A 21,255-nucleotide genomic window follows, 5' to 3' on the forward strand; every position below is an offset into this window, starting at 1 on the left:
GGGATGAGCACGGCCGAGCTGGCCGTGGCTCTTCCTGCTGTCGTGCTGGTGCTCGCGCTGTGCCTCACCGCGATGACGCTGGCCGTGGACCAGGTCAGGGTCGAGGACGCAGCGCGCGCCGCGGCGCGCGCTGCGTCCAGCGGTGAGTCCGCGGCCGCCGTCGGGCGCATCGTGGAGAGAGCTCACCCCCGAGGGGTCCCTGCTGGGCGTCTCCTCCGGCGGGGAGGAGGTCGTGGTGACCGTCGAGGCGCCGGCCCGGGCCTCGTGGCTGGGACTGCTGCCGCCCGCGCGCGCCAGGGCCGTGGCCCGGTGGGAGCCGGGGGCCCGCCCGTGACCGTCGACGGGGTACTGGCGGTGTCCCGTCCCATCCGCGTCCGGCTGCCGCGCGCCGCGGACCGCGGCGCGGGGACCGTCCTGGGGGTCGGGCTGGTGGGCGTGCTCGCGACCCTGCTGCTCGCGGGAGCCCTGGTCGCCTCGGTGGCCGTGACGGGTCAGCGGGCGAGGACGGCAGCCGACCTGGCGGCCCTGGCGGCGGTCGGGGAGGTGCTCGCGGGCACGTCCGAGGGGGAGGCCTGCGGGCTCGCGGGGCGGGTGGCCCGGCGCAACGGGGCCGAGCTCGACCGCTGCCGGGCCGGGACCGACGCCGCCGGTCTCCCACGGGTGCAGGTGGTCGTCAGCCGGACGACGGCGGGAGGCCGGTGGACCGTGGAGCGCAGGGCTTCGGCCGGAGTGGTGCCCGATCGCTCAGCGGTCCAGGTCGAGCCGGCTGCGGTCCTGGGAGGACGCCGGCCCTGACGTGGTGCCGGGGCCCCGGGCCGTGCCCGTCCCCGTCGTCCCCGTCGTCCCCGGGCGCGGTGCCCTGCGGTCCAGGGAAGACGCGTCGTCGGTGCGGACGGCCCGACGGTCGGCCTCCTTGGCCTGCTTGCGCAGCTCCCGCACCTCGCGGGACCGCCGGGCCTTGGCACGCGCGCCGGTGCCGACCATCCAGAACCCCAGGGCGGCGACCGCCAGGGTCGCAAGCCCGGCCAGGTAGATCCAGAGCGGGGGAATCTCCAGGTTGAGCACGCCGTAGTCGATGCTGACGGCGGCCGCCCCCGCCGTGGCCAGGAGCATGTAGGCGACGACCGCGGCGGCGACGAGGATGAGGAGCAAGCCGATGATGAGCATCGCGAAGCCTTTCCTGGACGGGTCGGCGCCGGCCCGAGGCCGGTCGTCGGGTGTCTGTCGAGGCTATCGGACGGGGCGACGACCGGCGAGGCGGGGCGACCCGCTCCGCCCGTCCTGACGTGGCCGGATCCGCCTCCGGAGGCCTCTGCCGCAGATGCCGTCGACCCCCGGGGCTGTCGCCCGGCGGGTCGTCAGCCGGCGGGCCCGTGAGCCAGGCGGGACCCTCAGCCGGCGGGACCCTCAGCCGGCGGGGACGGCGACGGCCCGTTCGGAGAGCAGGTGCGAGATCACCGCGGCCGCCGCGGTCCGGTCCAGCGGGTCGTTGCCGCTTCCGCAGCTCGGTGACTGGACGCAGGCGGGGCACCCGGTGGCGCAGCCGCACCCCTCGACCAGGTCGTGGGTGGCGGTCAGCCACGTGGACATCTCGCGGTAGCCGCGCCGGGCGAAGCCAGCACCCCCGGGTCGCCCGTCGTAGACCATGACGGTGGGACGCCCGGTGTCCGGATGGTGCGCGGTGGACAGGCCGCCGACGTCCCGGCGGTCGCACGTCGCCACCAGCGGCAGCATGCCGATGCTGGCGTGCTCGGCGGCGTGCAGCGCGCCGGGGACGTCCTCCTGAGCCACGCCGGCCAGGGCCAGCTCCTCCTCGGGCAGCGCCCACCAGACGGCCTGGGTGGTCATGGAGCGCTCCGGCAGGTCGAGCGGGTGGGTGCCCAGCACGGTCCCGTCGGGCAGCACGCGCTGGAACGACACGACCCGGTGGGTGACCTCCACGGTGCCGGTGCTCACCGTGGCGGCGCCCCACACCTGCTCCTCCTGCACGACGCGCACCCTGAAGTCGCCCTCCGTGCGCGGACGGGTCGTCCAGCCGGGGTCCCCGGTCACGACGAGCGCGACGCCGGACTCCAGGTCCAGGTCGGTGACGACGTGGACGCCGCCCTGGTGGACGTAGACCGCGCCCGCGTGCACGGTGGTGAGGGCGCGGTCCTCGTCCACCGTGCCCAGGACGCGACCGGTCGCGGTGTCGACGATCTGCACGGGCTGGCCGGCGTCGCGCAGCTGCAGGTGGTCGCCCGGCCGGTCGGACCGGGCCCAGTACCACCCGGTCGGGCGCCGACGCAGCAGACCGGCGGCGACGAGCTGCTCGGCCAGGTCGGGGACGGTGGGACCGAACCACCGCACGTCCTCGCGCGTCAGCGGAAGCTCGGCAGCAGCGGCGGCCAGGTGGGGAGCCAGCACGTAGGGGTTCTCCGGATCCAGGACGCAGGCCTCGACGGGAGCATCGACGACGAGCTCGGGATGGGCCAGCAGGTAGCTGTCGAGCGGGTCGTCCGCGGCGACCAGGACCGCCAACGACGGCGATCCCCGGCGGCCCGCCCGGCCGGCCTGCTGCCAGAAGGAGGCCCGGGTCCCGGGCCACCCGGCCATGACGACGGCGTCCAGGCCGGCCACGTCGATCCCCAGCTCGAGGGCGCTCGTGGCCGCCAGCCCCAGCACCCTGCGCTCGCGCAGGGCCGACTCCAGCGCCCGGCGCTCCTCAGGGAGGTAGCCGCCCCGGTAGGCCGCGACGAGCCCGGGACGGCGCTCCCCGCCGTCGGCCAGCTCGTCCCGGGCGCGGCCCGCGACCACCTCCACACCCTGCCGGGACCGGGCGAAGGCGACCGTCTGCACCCCCACGTCGACCAGGTCCGCGAGCAGCCCCGCGGTCTCGGCCAGGGTGCTGCGCCGACGACCGTCCTCCAGCTCGGGGGGCTGCCACAGGGCCAGCACGGCCTCCTGCCGGGGGGAGCCGTCCTCGGTCACGGCCCGCACCTCCTGGCCGGTGAGCGCCCGGGCCAGGGCCTGCGGCTCGGCGACGGTGGCCGAGGCCAGCACCAGCGTCGGACGGGCGCCGTACCGCGCGGCCACCCGCAGGAGCCGACGCAGCACCGCCGAGACGTGGGCACCGAAGACCCCGCGGTAGACGTGGCACTCGTCGACGACCACGTAGCGCAGGGCCCGCAGGAACGCCCGCCACCGCTCGTGGCCCGGCAGCAGCGTGTGGTGCAGCAGGTCGGGGTTGGTCAGGACGTAGTGCGCGTGCTCGCGGACCCCAGCGCCGCTCCTCCGGAGGGGTGTCCCCGTCCAGGGTGGCGACCCGCACCCCGGGCACCGCGAGGGCGTGCAGCCGAGCGGCCTGGTCGGCGCCGAGGGCCTTGGTGGGGGAGAGGTACAGGGCCGTGGCTCCCCGGCCGCTCGCGGCGTCCGCCCCCTCGACCACGGCCGTGAGGACGGGGAGCAGGTAGCCCAGCGACTTGCCCGAGGCGGTGCCGGTGGCCACGACAACGTGCTCGCCCGCCCTGGCCAGCTCGGCCACCCGGGCCTGGTGCTCCCACAGCTCGCCGATGCCCGCACCCTGCACGGCCGCGGTGACGGGCGGCGCCACCCAGGTGGGCCACGGTACGGTGCGGGCCTCCCGCGCGGGGACCGTGCGGACGTGGACGAGCCGCCCGGCACGCGTCCCCCGGGCCAGGTGCGCCAGGACGGCGCGCGGATCGAGGTGCTGCGGGTCGGGGTGCTGCGGGTCGGGGTGCTGCGGGTCGGCGTGCTGGTCCATGACGCCGCCCACGGTACGACGACGGGCTGACACACCCCGGCCCCGGACGAACGGGGCTGGACCCGGTCACTACAGTGACCACCAACACCCGTGGGGGGAGACTCCCCCGCGCCGTCGACCCGCAGCGCTGCGGGCCAGCTCCAGGAGGCTGTTCCATGACCCCAGTCCGTGCCGTGACCGAGGTGACGCTCTCGGGCACCGACACCTCGATCGTGATCGTCGTGCTCAGCATCGCCGTCGTCGCGCTCGTGTTCGGATTCATGTTCCGGCGCGAGGTGCTGGCCGCCTCCCCCGGGACCGCCTCGATGCAGGAGATCGGCGGAGCCGTCCAGGAGGGGGCCTCGGCCTACCTGCAGCGGCAGTTCAAGACCCTCGGCATCTTCGCCGTCGTGGCGTTCTTCCTGCTGATGGCACTGCCCGCCGAGGACACCTCCGTCCTCGTCGGACGGTCGGTGGCCTTCATCTTCGGCGCCGGGTTCTCCGCGGCCATCGGCTACCTGGGCATGAACCTGGCCACGGCCGCCAACATGCGCGTCGCCGAGGCGGCGCGGCACGGCAGCCGCGACGAGGGCATGCGGATCGCGTTCCGCACCGGTGGCACGGTGGGCATGGCCACCGTCGGCCTCGGCCTGTTCGGTGCGGCCCTGGTGGTGCTCCTCTACGGGGGCGACGCCCCCGTGGTCCTCGAGGGCTTCGGCTTCGGCGCGGCGCTGCTCGCGATGTTCATGCGGGTGGGCGGCGGCATCTTCACCAAGGCCGCCGACGTCGGCGCCGACCTGGTGGGCAAGGTCGAGGCCGGCATCCCCGAGGACGACCCCCGCAACGCCGCGACCATCGCCGACAACGTGGGGGACAACGTCGGCGACTGCGCCGGCATGGCCGCGGACCTGTTCGAGTCCTACGCCGTCACGCTCGTCGCCGCGCTCATCCTCGGCACGGCCGCGCTCGGCAACGAGGGCGGCCTGACCTTCCCCCTGATCATCCCCGCCATCGGGGTCCTCACGGCCATCCTGGGGGTCTACATCACCAAGGCCACCCCGGGCGTCAACGCCCTGCGCTCCATCAACCGCAGCTTCTACATCTCCGCCGGCATCGCCGCCGTCGCCTCGGTCGTGGCCGCGTTCGTCTTCCTGCCCACCGACTCCGCGGAGCTGGGCGTCGCCGCCCAGGGCCAGCCGTTCGGCGGCATGGACGGCGTGGTCGACGTCAACCCCGCGCTCGGCGCGGCCGTGGCGGTCGTCATCGGGATAGTCCTGGCCGCGTTCATCCTGTGGCTGACCGGCCACTTCACCGGAACCGAGTCCAAGCCGACCAACGACGTCGCCCGCACCTCGCTCACCGGGCCGGCGACCGTGGTCCTCTCGGGCATCGGCGTGGGGCTGGAGTCGGCCGTCTACACCGCCGTCACCATCGCCATCGCCATCTTCGCGATCTTCACCCTGGGCGGCGGCTCGCTCATGCTGTCGCTGTTCTTCGTCGCGCTCGCCGGCTGCGGACTGCTGACCACCGTCGGCGTGATCGTCGCGATGGACACCTTCGGCCCGGTCTCCGACAACGCCCAGGGCATCGCCGAGATGTCCGGCGACGTCGACGGCGAGGGTGCGCAGATCCTCACCGAGCTCGACGCCGTCGGCAACACCACCAAGGCGATCACCAAGGGCATCGCCATCACCACCGCCGTGCTCGCGGCGACTGCGCTGTTCGGCTCCTACCTCAACGCCATCATCAGCGCTGTCGCCGACGCCGGGGACACCGAGGGCGCGGGGATGTGGGACCAGTTCCTCGTCTTCGACCCGCGGGCGCTCGTCGGCATGATCCTCGGCGGCGCGGTCGTGTTCCTCTTCTCCGGCCTGGCCATCAACGCGGTCACCCGCGCGGCGGGCGCGATCGTCTTCGAGGTGCGCCGCCAGTTCCGCGAGCAGCCCGGCATCATGGACTACTCCGAGAAGCCGGACTACGCCCGGGTCGTGGACATCTGCACCCGGGACTCGCTCCCGAGCTGGCCACGCCGGGGCTGCTGGCGGTCTTCGCCCCGATCGCCGTGGGCTTCGGACTGGGCGTCGGCGCCCTCGCCGGCTATCTCGCCGGGGCCATCGTCACGGGCGTGCTCATGGCCGTCTTCCTGGCCAACTCCGGCGGCGCCTGGGACAACGCCAAGAAGATCGTCGAGGACGGCCACTACGGCGGCAAGGGCAGCGCGGCCCACGAGGCCACCGTCATCGGCGACACGGTCGGGGACCCCTTCAAGGACACCGCCGGCCCGGCCATCAACCCCCTGCTGAAGGTGATGAACCTCGTCGCCCTGCTCATCGCCCCGGCGATCGTCGGCCTGACCTACGGCGACGGGGCCAACGACCTCGTGCGCTGGGCCATCGCGCTGGTCGCGACCGCGGTGATCGTGGGCGCGGTCGTGGTCTCCAAGCGTCGGGACATCGCCATCGGTGAGGCGCCCGTGGAGGCCGGGGTCGCGTCCCGCGACTGACCCCCGCTCCCGACGGACGAGGGCGGCACCCCCACGGTGGGGGTGCCGCCCTCTCGTCGGCGTGGCACAGTGTCCGACGTGCTCACCGCCGATCCGACCCGGATCCACGACCTGCGGGCGGACCTCGAGGACGCCGGGTATGCCGTGGACGCGCTCGCCGACCTCCTGGGTCCGGCCGCCGGCGCGGCCCTGCACCGGGACCAGCTGCTCCCCGCCCGCCGGTCGCTCGCCGGCCGCGACGAGCCGGCCGCCCTGCTGGTCCGGTTCTTCGTCCTGGGCGAGGCGCTGCCGGCCGCCCTGCTCGACCTCGCCGTGCCCCGGACCGGGGCCGCGGGCCTGCGGGCCCTGGGCCTCGTGACCAGCGGGGTCCGGGCCCCGGGCACCGCGCCGACCCGCGGTGGCCCGCCGCTCACCGCCGCCGTCGACCTGCGTCCCTACGGCGACGGCCGGCGCACCTGGTGGGTGGTCTCGGACCTGTCCGAGCTGCTGGTGGGGGGGACCGCTGCCCACCTCCCACGTCCTCGGGGTCGGCGGGGCCTCGACCACGCTGGCCTCCTGGACGCCCCGTCCGCCCGTCGACCGGGCGCTCGACCTGGGCACCGGGTGCGGCGTGCAGGCGCTGCACCTGTCCGGCCACGCCCGGTCGGTGGTCGCGACCGACGTCTCGGCCCGGGCGCTGCAGATGGCCAGGTTCACGGCTGCCCTCAACGACGTCTCCCTCGAGCTCCGGGAGGGGTCGATGCTCGAGCCCCTCGGGGAGGAGGCCTTCGACCTCGTCGTGTCCAACCCGCCCTTCGTCATCACGCCGCGGCAGGAGGGCGTGCCCCGCTACGGGTACCGCGACGGCGGGCTGTCCGGCGACCGCCTGGTCGCCGACATGGTCGGTGGCATCGGCCGGCACCTGCGTCCCGGCGGCACCGCCCAGCTGCTGGCCAACTGGGAGCTCGGGCCCGGGGAGGACTGGACCGACCACGTGTCCGGCTGGCTCGAGGGGACGGGCCTGGACGCGTGGGTGGTGGTGCAGCGGGAGGTGCAGGACGCCGAGGGGTATGCCGAGACCTGGGTCCGCGACGGCGGTTCCCGTCCCGGCACGGACGGGTTCGACCGCCTCTACGGGGCCTGGCTGGACGACTTCGCGGCCCGGGGCGTGGAGCGGGTGGGCTTCGGCGTGGTCACCCTGCAGCGGCCGGCCACCGGGCGCGGGCCCTGGCGCGACCTGGTCGACGTGCGTCACCCCGTGGCGGGCCCGATGGGGCCGGCCGTCCTCGCCGGCCTGCGCGCCCGCACCTGGCTGGCCGAGCACGACGACGACGCGCTGCTGGACGTGGCCTGGCAGGTCGCCGACGACGTCACCGAGGAGCGGGTCGGCCGCCCCGGTGCCCCCGACCCCCAGGTGATCCAGCTGCGGCAGGGCGGTGGCCTGCGCCGCACCGTGCGGCTGACGACCCTGGGGGCGGGGTTCGTGGGGGCCTGCGACGGCGACCTGACCGCCCGGCAGCTGTGCGCCGGGCTGGCGGTGCTCACGGAGGTCGCCACCCCGGTCGTCGTGGACGAGGTGCTGCCGCTGCTGCGCGACCTGGTCAAGGACGGCCTGCTGCGCTGAGCCCGTCCGGGAGCGGGGCCGGACCCCCTCAGTCGTACTGGTAGGTCGTGTTCGAGAGCAGGAAGCTCTTGCCGATCTCGTCGCTGTCGCAGCGCACGCCGTCCTCGGCGCTGGAGCAGGTGACCGGGCCCAGCGTGAGCGAGGACCCGTAGGGCAGCACCGCCACGGTGGCCCCGTCGACGTCCGTGGTGTCCCCGCCGGCCTCCTCCGCCCACCAGCCCCCGGCGTCGACCGTGGCCTGGCCCACCAGCGGCTCGGGCAGGCAGGTCCACGCGCCCCGCTCCGCCGACAGCATGATGGCGTCGGCCTCCTCCACGGCGCATTCGCCCACGAGCGTGGAGGCCAGGTGGTCGCCGCTGGGGGTGTAGTCCTTGTCGACGACCTGGCACACGGCCGAGGACGCGGTGACCGAGCAGGCGATGTTGCCCGACGGCAGCACGAACCCGGCGTGGTCCCCCTCCACCGTCACCGCACCGTCGCCACCGGCCGCCGACCGGCCGGCCACCACCGGGGCGATGTCGGCGGGCTCGGTGGGCGGTCCGGCGGTCCCGCCCGACCCCTCGTCCGACCCCTCGCCCGATCCCTCCCCGGCCGTGCCGGCGGCCTCGTCCCCCCCGCCACCACCGTCCTGGACGCCCGCGGTCCCCTCCGACGCGTCGCCGTTCCCGTCCCCGTCCTCCACGCTGCAGCCGGCCAGCAGTACCAGCCCGGCCAGCCCCAGGGCCGTCCAGCGGCGGGACCGGGCGGGGGACCGCATACCTGCGTCGTGGTGCACCGTCATGAGGCAGCAGCGTAGCGGCCGCCCGACGATCGGCTACGGTGACGCCCGAGGTCCCGTGTCGGAGCCGCGACGAATCCGCGGCACACGGGCCGTGGGTGAGGAGCAACCGTGGCAGCAGGACACAAGCTGGTGATCGTCGAGTCGCCGGCCAAGGCGAAGAAGATCGGCGAGTTCCTGGGCAAGGAGTTCACCGTCGACGCGAGCGTCGGGCACATCCGCGACCTGCCCAACCCCTCCGAGCTGCCCCCGGAGATGAAGAAGGGACCCTTCGGCCGGTTCGCCATCGACGTCGACGGCGGCTTCGAGCCCTACTACGTCGTCGACGCCGACAAGAAGAAGAAGGTCACCGAGCTGCGCCGTGCGCTCAAGGACGCCGACGAGCTCTACCTGGCCACGGACGAGGACCGCGAGGGCGAGGCCATCGCCTGGCACCTGCTCGAGGTGCTCAAGCCCAAGGTCCCGGTCCGCCGCATGGTGTTCCACGAGATCACCCGGGAGGCCATCCAGCGCGCGGTGCACGACACCCGCGAGCTGGACACCGACCTCGTCGACGCCCAGGAGACGCGCCGCGTGCTCGACCGGCTCTACGGCTACGAGGTCTCACCGGTCCTGTGGCGCAAGGTCAAGCAGGGCCTCTCGGCCGGCCGGGTCCAGTCGGTCGCCACCCGGATCGTCGTCGAGCGCGAGCGTGAGCGGATGGCCTTCCGCACCGCCTCCTACTGGGACGTGGAGGGCGAGTTCGCCCCCGGCGGCAACGACGGCCAGGCGTTCACCGCCCGGCTCGTGGAGGTCGACGGCTCCCGGGTCGCCACCGGCCGCGACTTCGCCGACGACGGCACCCTGCGCACCAAGGGGGCGGTGCAGCTGAACGCCGGCGCCGCCCAGGCGGTCGCCGACGGCACCCGCGAGGCGCGGGTCGCGGTCACCGAGGTCTCGGAGAAGCCCTACACCCGCCGGCCCTCGGCGCCGTTCACCACCTCCACGCTGCAGCAGGAGGCCTCGCGCAAGCTCCGGCTCAACAGCCAGTCCACGATGCGCACCGCGCAGCGGCTGTACGAGAACGGCTACATCACCTACATGCGCACCGACTCGACCACGTTGTCGGGCTCGGCGATCAGCGCCGCCCGTCAGCAGGCCCGGGACATGTACGGCGCCGACTACGTGCCCGAGGCTCCCCGGACCTACGGCAAGAAGGCCAAGAACGCCCAGGAGGCGCACGAGGCGATCCGCCCCGCGGGCGACACCTTCCGCACCCCGGCCCAGGTCGCCGGCGAGCTGCGCGGCCAGGAGTACGCCCTCTACGAGCTGATCTGGAAGCGCACCGTCGCCTCGCAGATGGCCGACGCCAAGGGCTCGACCGCCAGCGTGCGGCTGGCCGCGACCCTGCCGGAGGGCACGGCGAGCACCGCCGAGGGCGGCGCGCGCACGGCATACAGGAGGGCGGGGTATGCCGCGTCCGGCACCGTCATCACCTTCCGCGGATTCCTCGCGGCATACGAGGAGGGGCGCGACGAGAGCCGGTACGGCGAGGACGGGGCGATGGGCCACCGGCTGCCCAAGCTCTCCGAGGGCGTGCCGCTGGAGACGCTGCGGGCCGAGGCGCAGGGGCACCAGACCAGCCCGCCCGCGCGCTACACCGAGGCCACGCTCGTCAAGGCGCTGGAGGAGCGGGGGATCGGCCGCCCCTCGACCTACGCCGCGACCGTCGGCACCATCCAGGACCGGGGCTACGTGCGCACCCGCGGGTCGGCGCTCATCCCCACCTGGCTCGCGTTCGCCGTGACCCAGCTGCTCGAGCGGCACTTCCCGCGGCTGGTCGACTACGACTTCACCGCCTCGATGGAGGAGGGGCTGGACGCGATCGCCCGCGGGGACGAGCAGCGGGTGGCCTGGCTGCAGCGGTTCTACTTCGGGGACGAGGCGACCTCCACCGAGGGGCTGCGCGACCTGGTCCAGGACCTGGGCGACATCGACGCCCGGGCGGTCTCGGCGGTGGAGATCGGCGACGGCACCGTCGTGCGGGTGGGCCGCTACGGGCCCTACGTGGAGGTCGCCGACGAGGACGGGCAGCCCCGCCGGGCGACGGTCCCGGACGACATCGCCCCCGACGAGATGACGGGGGAGAAGGCCCAGGAGCTGCTGGCCGCCGCGGCCGACGACGGCCGGGTGCTGGGCACCGACCCCGCCACCGGCCACGAGGTCGTGGCCCGGGCGGGACGCTACGGGCCCTACGTCACCGAGGTGCTGCCGGAGACCGAGGAGGCGCCCAAGCGCGGTGCCAAGAAGGTCAGGCCGCGCACCGGGTCCCTCTTCGCGGACATGGACCTGGCCACGATCGACCTGGAGACGGCACTGCGCCTGATGTCGCTGCCGCGCGTCGTGGGCGCCGACCCGGAGAGCGGGGAGGAGATCACCGCCCAGAACGGCCGCTACGGCCCCTACCTGAAGAAGGGGACCGACAGCCGGTCGTTGACGAGCGAGCAGCAGATCTTCGACATCACCCTCGAGGAGGCACTGGCGATCTACGCCCAGCCCAAGCAGCGGGGTCGGGCGGCCGCGAAAGCCGCCGCTGAAGGAGCTCGGCGACGACCCGGTGTCCGGGCGTGCGGTCGTGGTCAAGGAGGGCCGCTTCGGCCCCTACGTGACCGACGGCGAGACGAACGCGACCCTGCGCAAGGGGGACGAGCCCGAGGAGATCACCCCCGAGCGCGGGTTCGAGCTGCTCGAGGAGAAGCGGGCCAAGGGGCCCACCACCCGCAAGCGGGCGGCGAAGAAGGCCCCCGCCAGGAAGACGGCTGCCAAGAAGTCCACGACGAAGAAGACGGCCGCCCAGAAGACGACGGCGAAGAAGACCGCGGCGACGACCACCGCACCCCGGACGACCGCGAAGAAGACGACCGGGTAGGTCAGCCGGCTCCCGGCTCGGGCAGGGGCGCGGTCGAGTGGTCGCCGCGCAGCCGCTTGGCGACGAGCTCGGCGCTGATCAGGCACATCGGCAGGCCGATGCCGGGGATGGTGCTCGACCCGGCGTAGAGCAGTCCGTCCACGTGCCGGGAGACGTTCCCGGAGCGGAACATCGCGCTCTGGGCGAGCGTGTGGGCCGGGCCCAGCATCCCGCCGCGCCAGGCGGACAGGTCGGCCTCGAAGTCGGCCGGTCCGATGGTGCGCCGCAGCTCCACCCGCTCCGGCAGGTCGGGGATCCCGGCCCTCTCGGCGATTTGGGCGATGGCGGCGTCCGCCACCCGCTCCACGGCCGGGGCACCCTGCCCGTCGACGCCACCGTGGCCCAGGCCCGGGTCGGCGGGCATGGGCACGAGCACGAAGAGGTTCTCCCGGCCGGGCGGGGCCACGTCGGGGTCCGTCGCCGACGGCCGGCACACGTAGGAGGAGGCCGGGTCGGGCACCTGACCCGCCCGGATCCGGCCGAAGTTCTCCTGCCAGTCCTCGGTGAAGAACAGGCTGTGGTGGGGCAGCTGGGGCAGCTCGCCCCGCACGCCGAGCAGGACGAGCACAGCGCCGGGTCCGCTGGTGCGCCGGTCCCAGTAGGACTGGGGGTAGGTGCGCAGGTGCTCGGGCAGCAGCTGCGTCTCCACGTGGTGCAGGTCGGCGGCAGCGACGACGACGTCGGCGGGGGAGGTGTGCTCCACCCCCTCCGCGTCGACCCAGCGCACACCGGTGACCCGGGCCCGCCGCCCGCGCAGCCCGGCGGGCAACCGGTCGACCAGGGTCCGGCGCAGGCGGGCGCCGCGGCCCGTGAGCCCCTCCCCGCTCCCGGCCGCAGCAGGTCCGTCCGGGCCGCCCTCGTCGATGCCTGGCCCTCCCGTGGGCGCCGTCCCGACGGCCACGGCGCGGGCACCGGTGCGCACCCGCACGCCCCGGGCGACCGCCTGGTCGTGCACCGCCTCGACGAGCCGGGTGAAACCACCCTGGGGGTACATCACCCCGCCGGTCAGGTCGAGGGCGCTCATGAGGTGGTAGAGGCTGGGGGTGCGGTCGGGCGAGGAGCCCAGGAAGACCGCCGGGTAGCCCAGCACCTGGCGCAGCCGCCGGTCCTGGAAGCGCGCGCCGACGAAGGACTCCAGGGACCTGGTCAGCAGCGGCCCGAGCCGCGGGAGGCGGCGGAGCACGTCGGGGGAGGCCAGGGCGAGGGGCCGGGTGAAGCTGGTGTAGAGGAAGCGGCGCAGGGCGATGTCGTAGGCGTCGGCGGCCGAGACCAGGTAGTCGCGCAGCGCCTGGCCCGCGCCGGGCTCGATGCGCTCGAAGGTGGCCACGTTGGCCTCCGTGGAGGCGGCCACCTCGAGCGGCTCGTCGTGGCCCTCGAAGAAGACCCGGTAGGCCGGATCGAGCCGGTGCAGGTCCAGCTGCTCGGAGGTGCTGGTGCCCATCATCGCGAAGAAGTGGTCGAAGACCTCGGGCATCAGGTACCAGGACGGCCCGGTGTCGAACCGGTAGCCGTCGCGGGCCCACGACCCGGCGCGGCCCCCCACGGCGGGGCGCTGCTCCAGCAGCTCCACGTCGTGCCCGTCGGCCGCGAGCAGCGCGGCGCACGCCAGGCCCGCGATGCCCCCGCCGACCACGACCACCCGGCTCATCGGCGTCCCACCAGGCAGCGGGCCAGGACCACGGCCTTGACCGGGTCGGGGACCCGGACCCGACGGGTGGCGATCTCGGCCCCGGGGGTGCGGCGCAGCCGGACGGACAGGGCCGCGAACAGGTCGTGGGCCGCCTGCACCGCGCGGCGGCTGCTCGGGGGCAGCTCGGGGATGACCGCGGCCGCGGTCGCCAGGTCGGCGTCGATGTCGTCGAGCAGCTCGTCCCTGCGCTCGTCGGTGAGCCGGGCGGGGTCCACCCCGGGGAAGTAGTCCCGGCCGCGCGCCCCGTGGTCGTCGGCCAGGTCGCGCAGGAAGTTCAGCTTCTGGAAGGCAGCGCCGAGGGCCCGCGCCCCCGGGGTGAGCCGGTCGTAGCGGGCCTGGTCGCCCCCGACGAAGACCCGCAGGCACATCAGCCCCACGACCTCGGCGGACCCGTAGACGTAGGTCTCGAACGAGGCGGGGTCGTGCACGGCGACGTCGAGGTCGGCGCGCATCGAGTCGAAGAACGGACCGACCAGCTCCCAGCCGATCCCGTGCTGGGCGGCGGTCCGGGCGAAGGCGTGCACGACGAGGTTGGGGCTGCCACCGATCTCCAGGGCGCGCCGGGTGTCCTCCTCCATGGCGTCCAGCAGCGCCGCCCGCTGCTCGGTCCCCCAGGCCAGGTCGACGTCGTCCACGAGCTCGTCGGCGACCCGCACCAGCGCGTAGATGCACCGGACGTGGGTGCGGACGGGCTCGGCGAGCAGGCGGGTGGCCCAGCCGAAGGAGGTGGAATAGCGCTCGATGACGACGGCCGCGCTGGCCCGGGCGACGTCGTCGTAGCGGCCGGCGGCGCGAGCTCTCACGGCCACGAACCTACCTGCCCCACGCCGGTGGGGCCGCACCGGGTCCGGCCCGGAGCCGGGTTCACCCTGAGCGCGCCCGCTCGCCGAGGAGTGCGTCCCACAGGGCCTCGGCCAGCTCGTCCTCGATCTCGAAGGCGTCGACGAAGAGCTGGAGGGTGGTGCAGCTGAACGTCCGCCCGGTGAGGGCCCCGCCGACGAGGTCCTTGTAGGTGCGCGCCGAGCGCGCGGAACCCTCCGCCAGCTCGCCGGTCGCCACCAGGTGGCGCACGATCACCTCGGCCACCGCCGCGTGGTGGACCGAGGCGGTGGGCGCCATGCGTCGGACGTGGCGCAGCCAGCGTCGGCGGTAGCGCGGCCGGGCCAGCACCGAGCACAGCAGCTCGGCCGCGTCGTGCGGTCGGGTCATCCGTCCTCCCCGGGTCGTCGGTGGGGCGTCTCGGCCCCGGGGCGTGCTGCCCCTGTGGACGATCGTCGTCGGTCGGCGGCGTGCGCGCAGGCCACTTTGCCGTGTCCGGACGACGTCGGACGGCACCCCGTGGCGCACCGGACGCCCGGCGGTGCGCCATGATGGTCCCCGGTCCGACCGACGAGCCGTCCGGGGAGGTGAGGGATGGGGCCTGCGCCGTCCACCGCGGAGGAGTTCGGCGCTGCGCTCACTACGCTGCGGCACCGGGCACGCCTCTCCGTCCGTCAGGTCGCCGCCCGCAGCGGGATCCCGGCCAGCACCCTGGGCGACTACTTCGCGGGGCGCCGGCTTCCTCCGTGGAACCGCCCCGAGGTGCTCCGGGGGATCCTCGAGGCCTGCCGGGTGCCGGCCGAGGACGTCGCCGGCTGGGAGCAGCGGCTGTGGGACCTGCGCACCAAGCCCGAGCCGGCGCCGGTCCGGCGCGCACCGTGGCTGGGGCTGGAGAGCTACGCCCCCCAGGACGCGGACCTCTTCTTCGGCCGCGGTGCCGAGGTCGCCGAGCTGCGGGGTGCTGTCGCCTCGGCGCTGGCCGACCACGCCGTGGTGGCGGTCGTGGGGCCCTCGGGGGCGGGCAAGTCCTCGCTGCTGGGTGCCGGGCTGGCCGAGCCCGGCGAGGACGTGGACCTGCGCCGCCTCACCCCTGGCGCCCTGCCCGTGGAGCTGCTGGAGGAGACCCTGGCCGTCCTCGCCTCCTCCGGGCACGTCCGCCTCCTGGTCGTCGACCAGCTGGAGGAGCTGTTCACCCTCGGCCACGACCGGTCGGTCCAGGACCGCTTCGTCGAGGTCCTGGCCACCTGGCTGAGCGGTGGTGACGTCCCGCCGTCCCCCGAGGGCCCGGCCACCGGACGGCGGGCGGTCGTGGTGGGTCTGCGGGCGGACCACTACGGCAGCGCCGCGGAGCACCCCCTCCTGCTGCGCGCGCTGCGGGAGCGGCAGGTCCTGGTCGCTCCACCGGGACCCGAGGAGCTGCGGGGCGTGATCACCGGTCCGGCGGAGCTCGTCGGTCTGCGCCTGCAGGACGGTCTGGCCGACCTCGTCCTGGCCGGGGCCGTCGGCCACGGTCGCCCCCAGCAGGTGCTGCCCCACCTCTCCCACCTGCTCCGGTCCATGTGGTCGGTCAGCGACCGCCGCGAGCTCACCCGCGAGCACTACGAGCAGGTCGGGGGCTTCCGCGGCTCCCTGGTGCGGTGGGCCGACGACGTCGTCGAGGCGCTGCCGGAGGAGGACCGGCGCACGGCCCGACGGCTGCTGCTGCGCCTGGTGGGCGTCCAGCCCGGCCAGGCCCCGTCCCGGCGGTGGGCCTCGCGCGAGGAGCTGCTGTCCCTGGGACCGCACGCCCAGGACGTCCTCGAGCACCTCTCGGACCGTCGGCTGGTGGTCCTGGAGGACGACCGGGTCTCGTTGAGCCACGAGGTGCTGCTCGTCGACTGGCCGCTGCTCGACGGGTGGGTGCGCCGACGGGGCGACGCGTTGCGCGTCCGCGACCGCGTGGCCCTGCGCCGCGCGGAGTGGCTGGAGGCCGGTCGGGACCCGGCCCTGCTGCTCACCGGCAGCCAGCTGGCGGTCGCCAGGGACTGGCTGGCCGAGCACCGCGAGGACGTGACGGCCGAGGAGGAGGAGTTCATCGAGGCGGGCGCCCGTCGGGAGGAGCAGCTGGCCGCCGGGCGGGAGCTCACCCACCGGCGCACCCGACGGCTGCTCGCCGCGACCACGGTGCTGGCGCTGGCCACGGCCTCGCTCTCGGTGGCGGCCTTCTCCTCCCGCCAGCAGGTGCAGGTCCAGCGCGACGAGGCCCGCTCCCGCCAGGTGGCCAACCAGGCGGTGTCCCTGCGGGGGGAGTACCCCGCCACCGCCGCCCAGTTCGCGGCGTCCGCGCATGCCCTGCGCCCCACCCGGGAGGCGGTGGTGGCCGTGCTCGACGCGGCCGCCGGTCCGCACCTGACCCGGCACCTGGACCCCACCGGGGTCAACCGCGGGGACGTCTCCCCGGACGGCACGTGGGTGGCCCTGGGGTCGGCCGACGGGAGCGTGCGCACCGCCGCCGCGCTCACCGACGACGGCCTCGGGGCCCCGTCGACGGCGGTCAACGTCCTGACCGAGCAGACCAGCCCGACCACCGGCGTGGCCGACCTGGTGGTGACGCCCGACGGCGGGGAGGTGGTCGCCACCGCCGGCCCCGACGGGCTGCGCCTGGTGGAGGTGACCGACCCCGCCCGGCCCCGGGACGCCGGGGTGCTGTCCCTGCCGACCGAGGGGTATGCCGTCTCCCTGGACGTGCGCACGGTCGAGGACGGGCAGCTCCTGGTCGCCGGGGCCGGCGAGGAGGTGCTGGCCTGGACCCGCCCGGTCGAGGGCGGGGGTCTCCCGGTCGGGGGGTGGGAGGCCGTCGGGTCCGTGGCCGACCAGGGCCGGCCCGTGGTGGACCTGGCGCTCGGCCCCGAGGGGCGTCGAGCGGTGACCCTCGGCGACGACGGCACCGCGACGCTGTGGCAGGTGCGGCCCGGGGGCTGGCGGCGCGTCGCCGACACCCTGGTCGACCCCGACGGACGCCTGCAGCACCGCGTGGAGCTGTCCCCCGACGGGACCACCGCCGCCGTCGTCGGCCGCGACAAGACCCTGCGCCTGTTCGCCGTGGACGACGAGGGGCTGACGCCGGAGGGGGAGGCGCGGGCGTTCGCCAGCTACGTCAACGACGTCGAGTTCGCCCCCGACGGCGAGCAGGTCGTGGCCGTCGGGGTCGGCCGGGGAGGTGCTCCTGTGGCGGCGGGGTCCGCAGGGATGGGCCTCCACGGACTGGGACGTGCCGGCGGCGTCGGTGGCCACCGCGGCACCCAACGTCGCGGTCGTGGCCCTGGCCGAGGGCAGGTGGGTGGTCGCGCCGGAGAACGACGAGTGGTTCTTCTGGGACACGACCGGGCCGGTGCCCGTGCGGCACGCCGACGGCGTCTTCACCACCCGCACCGACGCGGAGGGGGAGCTGCTTCTCGTCGCGGCGGGTGCCGGCGACGGGCGTCTGGTCCTCTACGACACCGCCGAGGACCCCCGTCGGCCGGTGCAGCTCTCGGCGACCCGGGCTCCTGACGGCGAGGTCTTCAGCGGGGCGGCCGACCTCGGACCCGCGGGAACCGTGATGGTCGGGGGCACCACCACCGACCGTCTTCTCGCCTACGACGTGTGCGACCCCGACGGTCCCCGGCTCGTGCTGGACGACGACATCACCGGGGGTCGGCTGGAGCCGGCGGACCGCAAGATCGTGGAGATGGTGGCCTTCGACTCCGCGGGCACGACGATGGTCGCGGGCGGGGACAACGGCTGGGTGTCGTGGTACGCCGTGGACGAGGACCGGGCCAGGCTCGCCCTGGCAGGACGGGCCGACACCGAGGGGCTGGTGTATGCCGTCGCGCACTCGGTCCACGACGTCGCCGTGGTCGGACAGGTGGGGCGGACGCGGCTGTGGAGCACCCGCATCGGGGAGCTGCTCGGCGACCTCGAGACGCCGGGCGCGGTCCTGGGCCTGGACCTGGACCCGACCGACGAGCACCTCGTCGCGGTCGGGGCCGGTCGCGAGGTGGCCCTGTGGGACGTGCGCGACCCGGCGGCGCCGGTCCTGGTGGACACCCTCACCGGTCCTGGCTCGGAGGTCTACAACGTGCAGTACAGCGCCGACGGCGGCCGGCTCGCGGCGGCCTCCCAGGACGGGCGGCTCTGGCTCTGGGACCGGGAGGGCGACGGCTGGAGCGACCCCCTGGCCCTCGGCGCCGCGCAGACCCGGCTGTTCGCGGTCGGGTGGGGGCGGGGGCGACGAGGTGATCTACGCCGGTGGCAACCTCGGTGAGGTCCGGATCTGGGACACCGACGTCGAGCGCGCCCTCGACTGGATCTGCGGCACCACCGGGGTGCGGCTCACCGAGCAGGAGTGGGCCGACCGGCTGCCCGGCGTCCCGTGGACGCCTCCCTGCGAGGAGCCGTAGCCCCGGGGACGCCTCCGGCTCGCCCGCAGCACGGAAGCACGAGCCCGAGAGCCGCGCGTCAGGCGCACAGGGCCTGCGCCAGGTCGGCGACGACGTCCTCGGGCGTCTCGAGCCCGACCGACAGGCGCAGGATGCCCGCTCCGGGACGCGCCTCCTCGGCGACGGGACGGTGGGTCAGCGCGGCGGGGTGCTGGATCAGGCTGTCGACCCCGCCGAGCGACACGGCGTGGGTGATCATCCGCACGCCCTCGGCCACCCGGCGGGCCCGCTCGTAGCTGCCCAGGTCGAACGCCAGCACCGCTCCCGGTCCGCTCATCTGGGTGCCGACGAGCCCGGCCGGGTCGGACCCCTCCGACCCGGGGTAGAAGACCCGGTCCACGTCCGTGTGCGCCCGCAGCCAGGCGGCCACCACCTGGGCGCCCTCCTGCTGGGCCCGCACCCGCACCGGCAGCGTCTGCAACCCGCGGTGGGCCAGGTAACCGGACAACGGGTGCATGATCGCGCCGGTGATGGCCCGGACCGGCCGGATGCGCCCGGCCCACTCCTGGGAGGTGGCGACCACGCCGCCGAGGACGTCCCCGTGCCCGGCGAGGAACTTGGTCACCGAGTGCAGGACGAGGCTCGCCCCGTGCTCGAGCGGCCGCTGGAGCACGGGGGTGGCGAAGGTGTTGTCGACCAGGACCGGGACGTCCCCCGCGCGCTCGCACAGGGCGCTCAGGTCGACCAGGTCCAGGGTCGGGTTGGCCGGGGTCTCGACCAGCACCAGGCCGGTGTCCGGCTCGACCGCCTCCCCGACGTCGTCCGCGTCGACCCAGGTCACCCTCGTGCCGAGAAGGCCGGTGGCGAGCAGGTGGTCGCTGCCGCCGTAGAGCGGACGCACCGCCACGACGTGGGGGGTGCCCGCGGAGACGCAGGCCAGCAGGGTCGCGGTCAGCCCGGCCATCCCGGAGGCGAAGGCCACCCCGGCCTCGGCACCCTCCAGGGCGGCCAGCGCCTCCTCGAACCGGGCCACCGTGGGGCTCCACAGCCGCTGGTACACCGCCGTCTGCCCCGGGGCGCGCTCGTGCCCCGAGGCCATGTGCTCGTAGGCCTCGCCACCGGCCTCCACGTCGGGCAGCGGGTAGGTGCTGGAGAGGTCGATCGGGGGGACGTGCACCCCCAGGGCGGCCAGGTCCTCCCGCCCGGCGTGGACGGCGCGGCTGTCAAGACCCAGGGCTTCGGCGTTCATGAGACAGAAGTGTAGATCCTGTGTCATCAAGACGAAATCCACGAAGCATGACCCGCAAAGGGCGACGTATGCCGCTGCCTCGCCCCACGGCATACCCTGGCGGGGTGCCGAAGAATCCGCAGGACCGCGCCAAGCCGTTGGACGAGACCGACCTGGCGCTGGTGCGCCTGCTGGAGCGGGACGGGCGGATGTCCAACGCCATGCTCGCCCGCGAGGTCGGCATCGCCGAGTCGACCTGCCTGGTGCGGGTGCGCTCGCTGCGCGAGCGGGGGGTCGTGCGGGGCATCCACGCCGACATCGACCCGGTGGCCGTGGGCCGGCCGGTCGAGGCGATGATCGCGGTGCGCTTCGGCGGTCACCGCCGCAGCCACTTCGAGCAGTTCACCGAGGAGGTGCCCCGGCTGCCCGGCGTCCTGGGCGCCTTCCACGTCTCCGGAGCCATCGACTACTACGTGCACGTGGCCACCGAGTCGGCCGACGCGCTGCGCGACTTCGTCCTGGACCACCTGACCAACCGTCCCGGGGTGCTGCACGCCGAGACCTCCCTCATCTTCGAGTCGTTGCGGGGGCGGGGCACGATGACCCGCGGGCAGGAGGCGCCGCGCGCCGGGGAGGACGGGCGCCGGGGGGCGGACGGGGCGGACGGGACGGAGGGTGTGGAGGAGGCTGAGGACGATGCGTCCGACCTGCGGGCTTGACCCTCACGGAACGGGAGGCACGAGCATCGTGCCGTGACCAAGAACCAGCTGATGACCGAGGAGCTGCTGACCGTGGGCCAGGTGGCCGAGGGTCTCGGCGTGACGGTGCGGACCCTGCACCACTACGACGAGATCGGCCTCGTGGTGCCCTCCGAGCGCAGCCGCGCCGGCTACCGCCTCTACACCGAGGAGGACCTGCGGCGGCTGCAGCACGTCGTCGTCTACCGCCGGCTCGGCCTCTCCCTGGAGCAGATCGGGCAGATGCTGAGGGACGGTGCCGGCGCGGACACGGTGGCCGCGCACCTGCGTCGTCAGCGGGACACGGTCACGGAACGGGTCGCCGAGCTCACCGAGCTCGTGACGGCCATCGACCGAGCCCTGGAGGCAGAGATGAACGAGGACCGGATCACCCGCGAGGAGCAGCGTGAGCTCTTCGGCGACACCTTCGACGAGAGCTACGCCCAGGAGGCGGAGGAGCGCTGGGGCGGGTCGGCGGCCTGGGCGCAGTCGCAGCAGCGGGCCAAGGGCTACGGCAAGGCGCAGTGGCAGCAGATCAAGGACGAGGGCGACGCGGTGAACGCGCGCTACGTGGAGCTGATGCAGGCCGGGGTGCCGGCCACCTCGGAGGAGGCGATGGACGTCGCCGAGGAGGCCCGTCAGCAGATCTGCCGGTGGTTCTACGACTGCCCGCGGGAGCTGCACGCCAACATCGCGGCCATGTACGTCACCGACCCCCGCTTCACGAAGACCTACGAGGACGTGGCCCCGGGCCTGGCGCGGTACGTGCACGACGCCGTCGTCGCCAACTCCGCCCGCGGCTGACCCC

General features: G+C 74.8%; 15 protein-coding genes and 4 pseudogenes. 11 read left to right on the top strand and 8 right to left on the bottom strand.

The genetic code is table 11. The features are described 5' to 3' along the window. Positions 1 to 3 precede the first annotated feature (3 nt). On the top strand, positions 4 to 795 hold the full coding sequence (locus tag ACQ95T_RS02310; RefSeq protein WP_431473483.1) for an Rv3654c family TadE-like protein: 792 nt from the start codon (positions 4 to 6) through the stop codon (positions 793 to 795). On the opposite strand, the gene ACQ95T_RS02315 is transcribed toward ACQ95T_RS02310, so the two are convergent. The 3 genes and pseudogenes from ACQ95T_RS02315 to ACQ95T_RS02325 form a co-directional block, all read right to left on the bottom strand. Then, complete coding sequence (locus ACQ95T_RS02315) at positions 745 to 1,167, bottom strand: hypothetical protein (RefSeq protein WP_425939049.1); 423 nt, start codon at positions 1,165 to 1,167, stop codon at positions 745 to 747. The genes ACQ95T_RS02310 and ACQ95T_RS02315 overlap by 51 nt on opposite strands. A 240-nt stretch (positions 1,168 to 1,407) precedes the next feature. Beyond that, a complete protein-coding gene (locus ACQ95T_RS02320; protein WP_431473888.1) occupies positions 1,408 to 3,234 on the bottom strand; it encodes a DEAD/DEAH box helicase in 1,827 nt (608 codons plus the stop codon). Between the two features lie 91 nt (positions 3,235 to 3,325). After that, a pseudogene (locus ACQ95T_RS02325) lies at positions 3,326 to 3,592 on the bottom strand (DEAD/DEAH box helicase); the annotation flags it as partial. 51 nt (positions 3,593 to 3,643) lie between these two features. Here ACQ95T_RS02325 and ACQ95T_RS02330 point away from each other — a divergent pair. The 4 genes and pseudogenes from ACQ95T_RS02330 to ACQ95T_RS02345 all read left to right on the top strand — a co-directional run bounded on the left by ACQ95T_RS02330 (position 3,644) and on the right by ACQ95T_RS02345 (position 7,848). Then, positions 3,644 to 3,793, top strand: coding sequence for a hypothetical protein (locus tag ACQ95T_RS02330; protein WP_431473484.1), 150 nt, complete (start codon positions 3,644 to 3,646; stop codon positions 3,791 to 3,793). A 125-nt stretch (positions 3,794 to 3,918) separates the two neighbouring features. Then, a pseudogene (locus ACQ95T_RS02335) lies at positions 3,919 to 6,245 on the top strand (sodium-translocating pyrophosphatase). A 144-nt stretch (positions 6,246 to 6,389) separates the two neighbouring features. After that, positions 6,390 to 6,548 (top strand): annotated as a pseudogene (locus tag ACQ95T_RS02340) (DUF7059 domain-containing protein); the annotation flags it as partial. 94 nt (positions 6,549 to 6,642) lie between these two features. Beyond that, the gene (locus ACQ95T_RS02345; RefSeq protein WP_431473485.1) at positions 6,643 to 7,848 is read left to right on the top strand and encodes a methyltransferase; all 1,206 of its coding nucleotides are present in this window, start codon (positions 6,643 to 6,645) and stop codon (positions 7,846 to 7,848) included. Positions 7,849 to 7,876: 28 nt separating this feature from the next. Here ACQ95T_RS02345 and ACQ95T_RS02350 read toward each other — a convergent pair whose 3' ends face one another. Beyond that, positions 7,877 to 8,629: a hypothetical protein gene (locus ACQ95T_RS02350; protein WP_425939057.1), complete on the bottom strand. Its 753-nt coding sequence runs from the start codon at positions 8,627 to 8,629 to the stop codon at positions 7,877 to 7,879. Between the two features lie 108 nt (positions 8,630 to 8,737). Between ACQ95T_RS02350 and topA the strand changes: the two are divergent. Beyond that, positions 8,738 to 11,534: pseudogene (gene topA, locus ACQ95T_RS02355) on the top strand (type I DNA topoisomerase). A 1-nt stretch (position 11,535) separates the two neighbouring features. Here the strand turns inward: topA and crtI are convergent. The 3 genes from crtI to ACQ95T_RS02370 form a co-directional block, all read right to left on the bottom strand. Continuing rightward, complete coding sequence (crtI, locus tag ACQ95T_RS02360) at positions 11,536 to 13,221, bottom strand: phytoene desaturase family protein (protein ID WP_425939059.1); 1,686 nt, start codon at positions 13,219 to 13,221, stop codon at positions 11,536 to 11,538. Then, positions 13,218 to 14,066: a phytoene/squalene synthase family protein gene (locus ACQ95T_RS02365; RefSeq protein ID WP_425939061.1), complete on the bottom strand. Its 849-nt coding sequence runs from the start codon at positions 14,064 to 14,066 to the stop codon at positions 13,218 to 13,220. The genes crtI and ACQ95T_RS02365 overlap by 4 nt, the downstream gene beginning before the upstream one ends. A gap of 61 nt (positions 14,067 to 14,127) precedes the next feature. Then, entirely contained in the window at positions 14,128 to 14,472 is a 345-nt protein-coding gene (locus ACQ95T_RS02370) for a hypothetical protein (RefSeq protein WP_431473486.1), read from the bottom strand. A 204-nt stretch (positions 14,473 to 14,676) separates the two neighbouring features. On the opposite strand from ACQ95T_RS02370, the gene ACQ95T_RS02375 reads away from it, so the two are divergent. The 3 genes from ACQ95T_RS02375 to ACQ95T_RS02385 all read left to right on the top strand — a co-directional run bounded on the left by ACQ95T_RS02375 (position 14,677) and on the right by ACQ95T_RS02385 (position 18,503). Beyond that, positions 14,677 to 17,613, top strand: a complete 2,937-nt coding sequence (locus ACQ95T_RS02375) for a helix-turn-helix domain-containing protein (RefSeq protein ID WP_431473487.1) — start codon at positions 14,677 to 14,679, stop codon at positions 17,611 to 17,613. Positions 17,614 to 17,821: 208 nt separating this feature from the next. After that, positions 17,822 to 18,367 (top strand): WD40 repeat domain-containing protein, encoded by a 546-nt coding sequence (locus ACQ95T_RS02380; RefSeq protein ID WP_431473889.1) that lies wholly within the window; start codon positions 17,822 to 17,824, stop codon positions 18,365 to 18,367. Then, complete coding sequence (locus tag ACQ95T_RS02385; RefSeq protein ID WP_431473488.1) at positions 18,339 to 18,503, top strand: hypothetical protein; 165 nt, start codon at positions 18,339 to 18,341, stop codon at positions 18,501 to 18,503. Before ACQ95T_RS02380 ends, ACQ95T_RS02385 begins: the two co-directional genes overlap by 29 nt. 58 nt (positions 18,504 to 18,561) lie before the next feature. Here the strand turns inward: ACQ95T_RS02385 and ACQ95T_RS02390 are convergent, their stop codons facing one another. Beyond that, complete coding sequence (locus ACQ95T_RS02390) at positions 18,562 to 19,731, bottom strand: trans-sulfuration enzyme family protein (RefSeq protein WP_425939066.1); 1,170 nt, start codon at positions 19,729 to 19,731, stop codon at positions 18,562 to 18,564. A 104-nt stretch (positions 19,732 to 19,835) separates the two neighbouring features. Here ACQ95T_RS02390 and ACQ95T_RS02395 point away from each other — a divergent pair, with 104 nt between their 5' ends. After that, complete coding sequence (locus ACQ95T_RS02395; protein WP_425939068.1) at positions 19,836 to 20,429, top strand: Lrp/AsnC family transcriptional regulator; 594 nt, start codon at positions 19,836 to 19,838, stop codon at positions 20,427 to 20,429. 33 nt (positions 20,430 to 20,462) lie between these two features. Beyond that, positions 20,463 to 21,251, top strand: a complete 789-nt coding sequence (locus tag ACQ95T_RS02400; protein ID WP_425939070.1) for a MerR family transcriptional regulator — start codon at positions 20,463 to 20,465, stop codon at positions 21,249 to 21,251. Positions 21,252 to 21,255 lie beyond the last annotated feature (4 nt).

The organism is Ornithinimicrobium carbonis (assembly GCF_050703245.1).
Taxonomy (GTDB): Bacteria; Actinomycetota; Actinomycetes; order Actinomycetales; family Dermatophilaceae; genus Ornithinicoccus.

What these genes read in the sequence shown, in the direction of transcription:
- ACQ95T_RS02310 (WP_431473483.1), top strand. Translation starts at nt 4, where the DNA reads ATGAGCACGGCCGAGCTGGCCGTGGCTCTTCCTGCTGTCGTGCTGGTG.
- ACQ95T_RS02315 (WP_425939049.1), bottom strand. Translation starts at nt 1,167, where the DNA reads ATGCTCATCATCGGCTTGCTCCTCATCCTCGTCGCCGCCGCGGTCGTC.
- ACQ95T_RS02350 (WP_425939057.1), bottom strand. Translation starts at nt 8,629, where the DNA reads ATGACGGTGCACCACGACGCAGGTATGCGGTCCCCCGCCCGGTCCCGC.
- crtI (WP_425939059.1), bottom strand. Translation starts at nt 13,221, where the DNA reads ATGAGCCGGGTGGTCGTGGTCGGCGGGGGCATCGCGGGCCTGGCGTGC.
- ACQ95T_RS02370 (WP_431473486.1), bottom strand. Translation starts at nt 14,472, where the DNA reads ATGACCCGACCGCACGACGCGGCCGAGCTGCTGTGCTCGGTGCTGGCC.
- ACQ95T_RS02375 (WP_431473487.1), top strand. Translation starts at nt 14,677, where the DNA reads ATGGGGCCTGCGCCGTCCACCGCGGAGGAGTTCGGCGCTGCGCTCACT.
- ACQ95T_RS02380 (WP_431473889.1), top strand. Translation starts at nt 17,822, where the DNA reads ATGGTCGCGGGCGGGGACAACGGCTGGGTGTCGTGGTACGCCGTGGAC.
- ACQ95T_RS02390 (WP_425939066.1), bottom strand. Translation starts at nt 19,731, where the DNA reads ATGAACGCCGAAGCCCTGGGTCTTGACAGCCGCGCCGTCCACGCCGGG.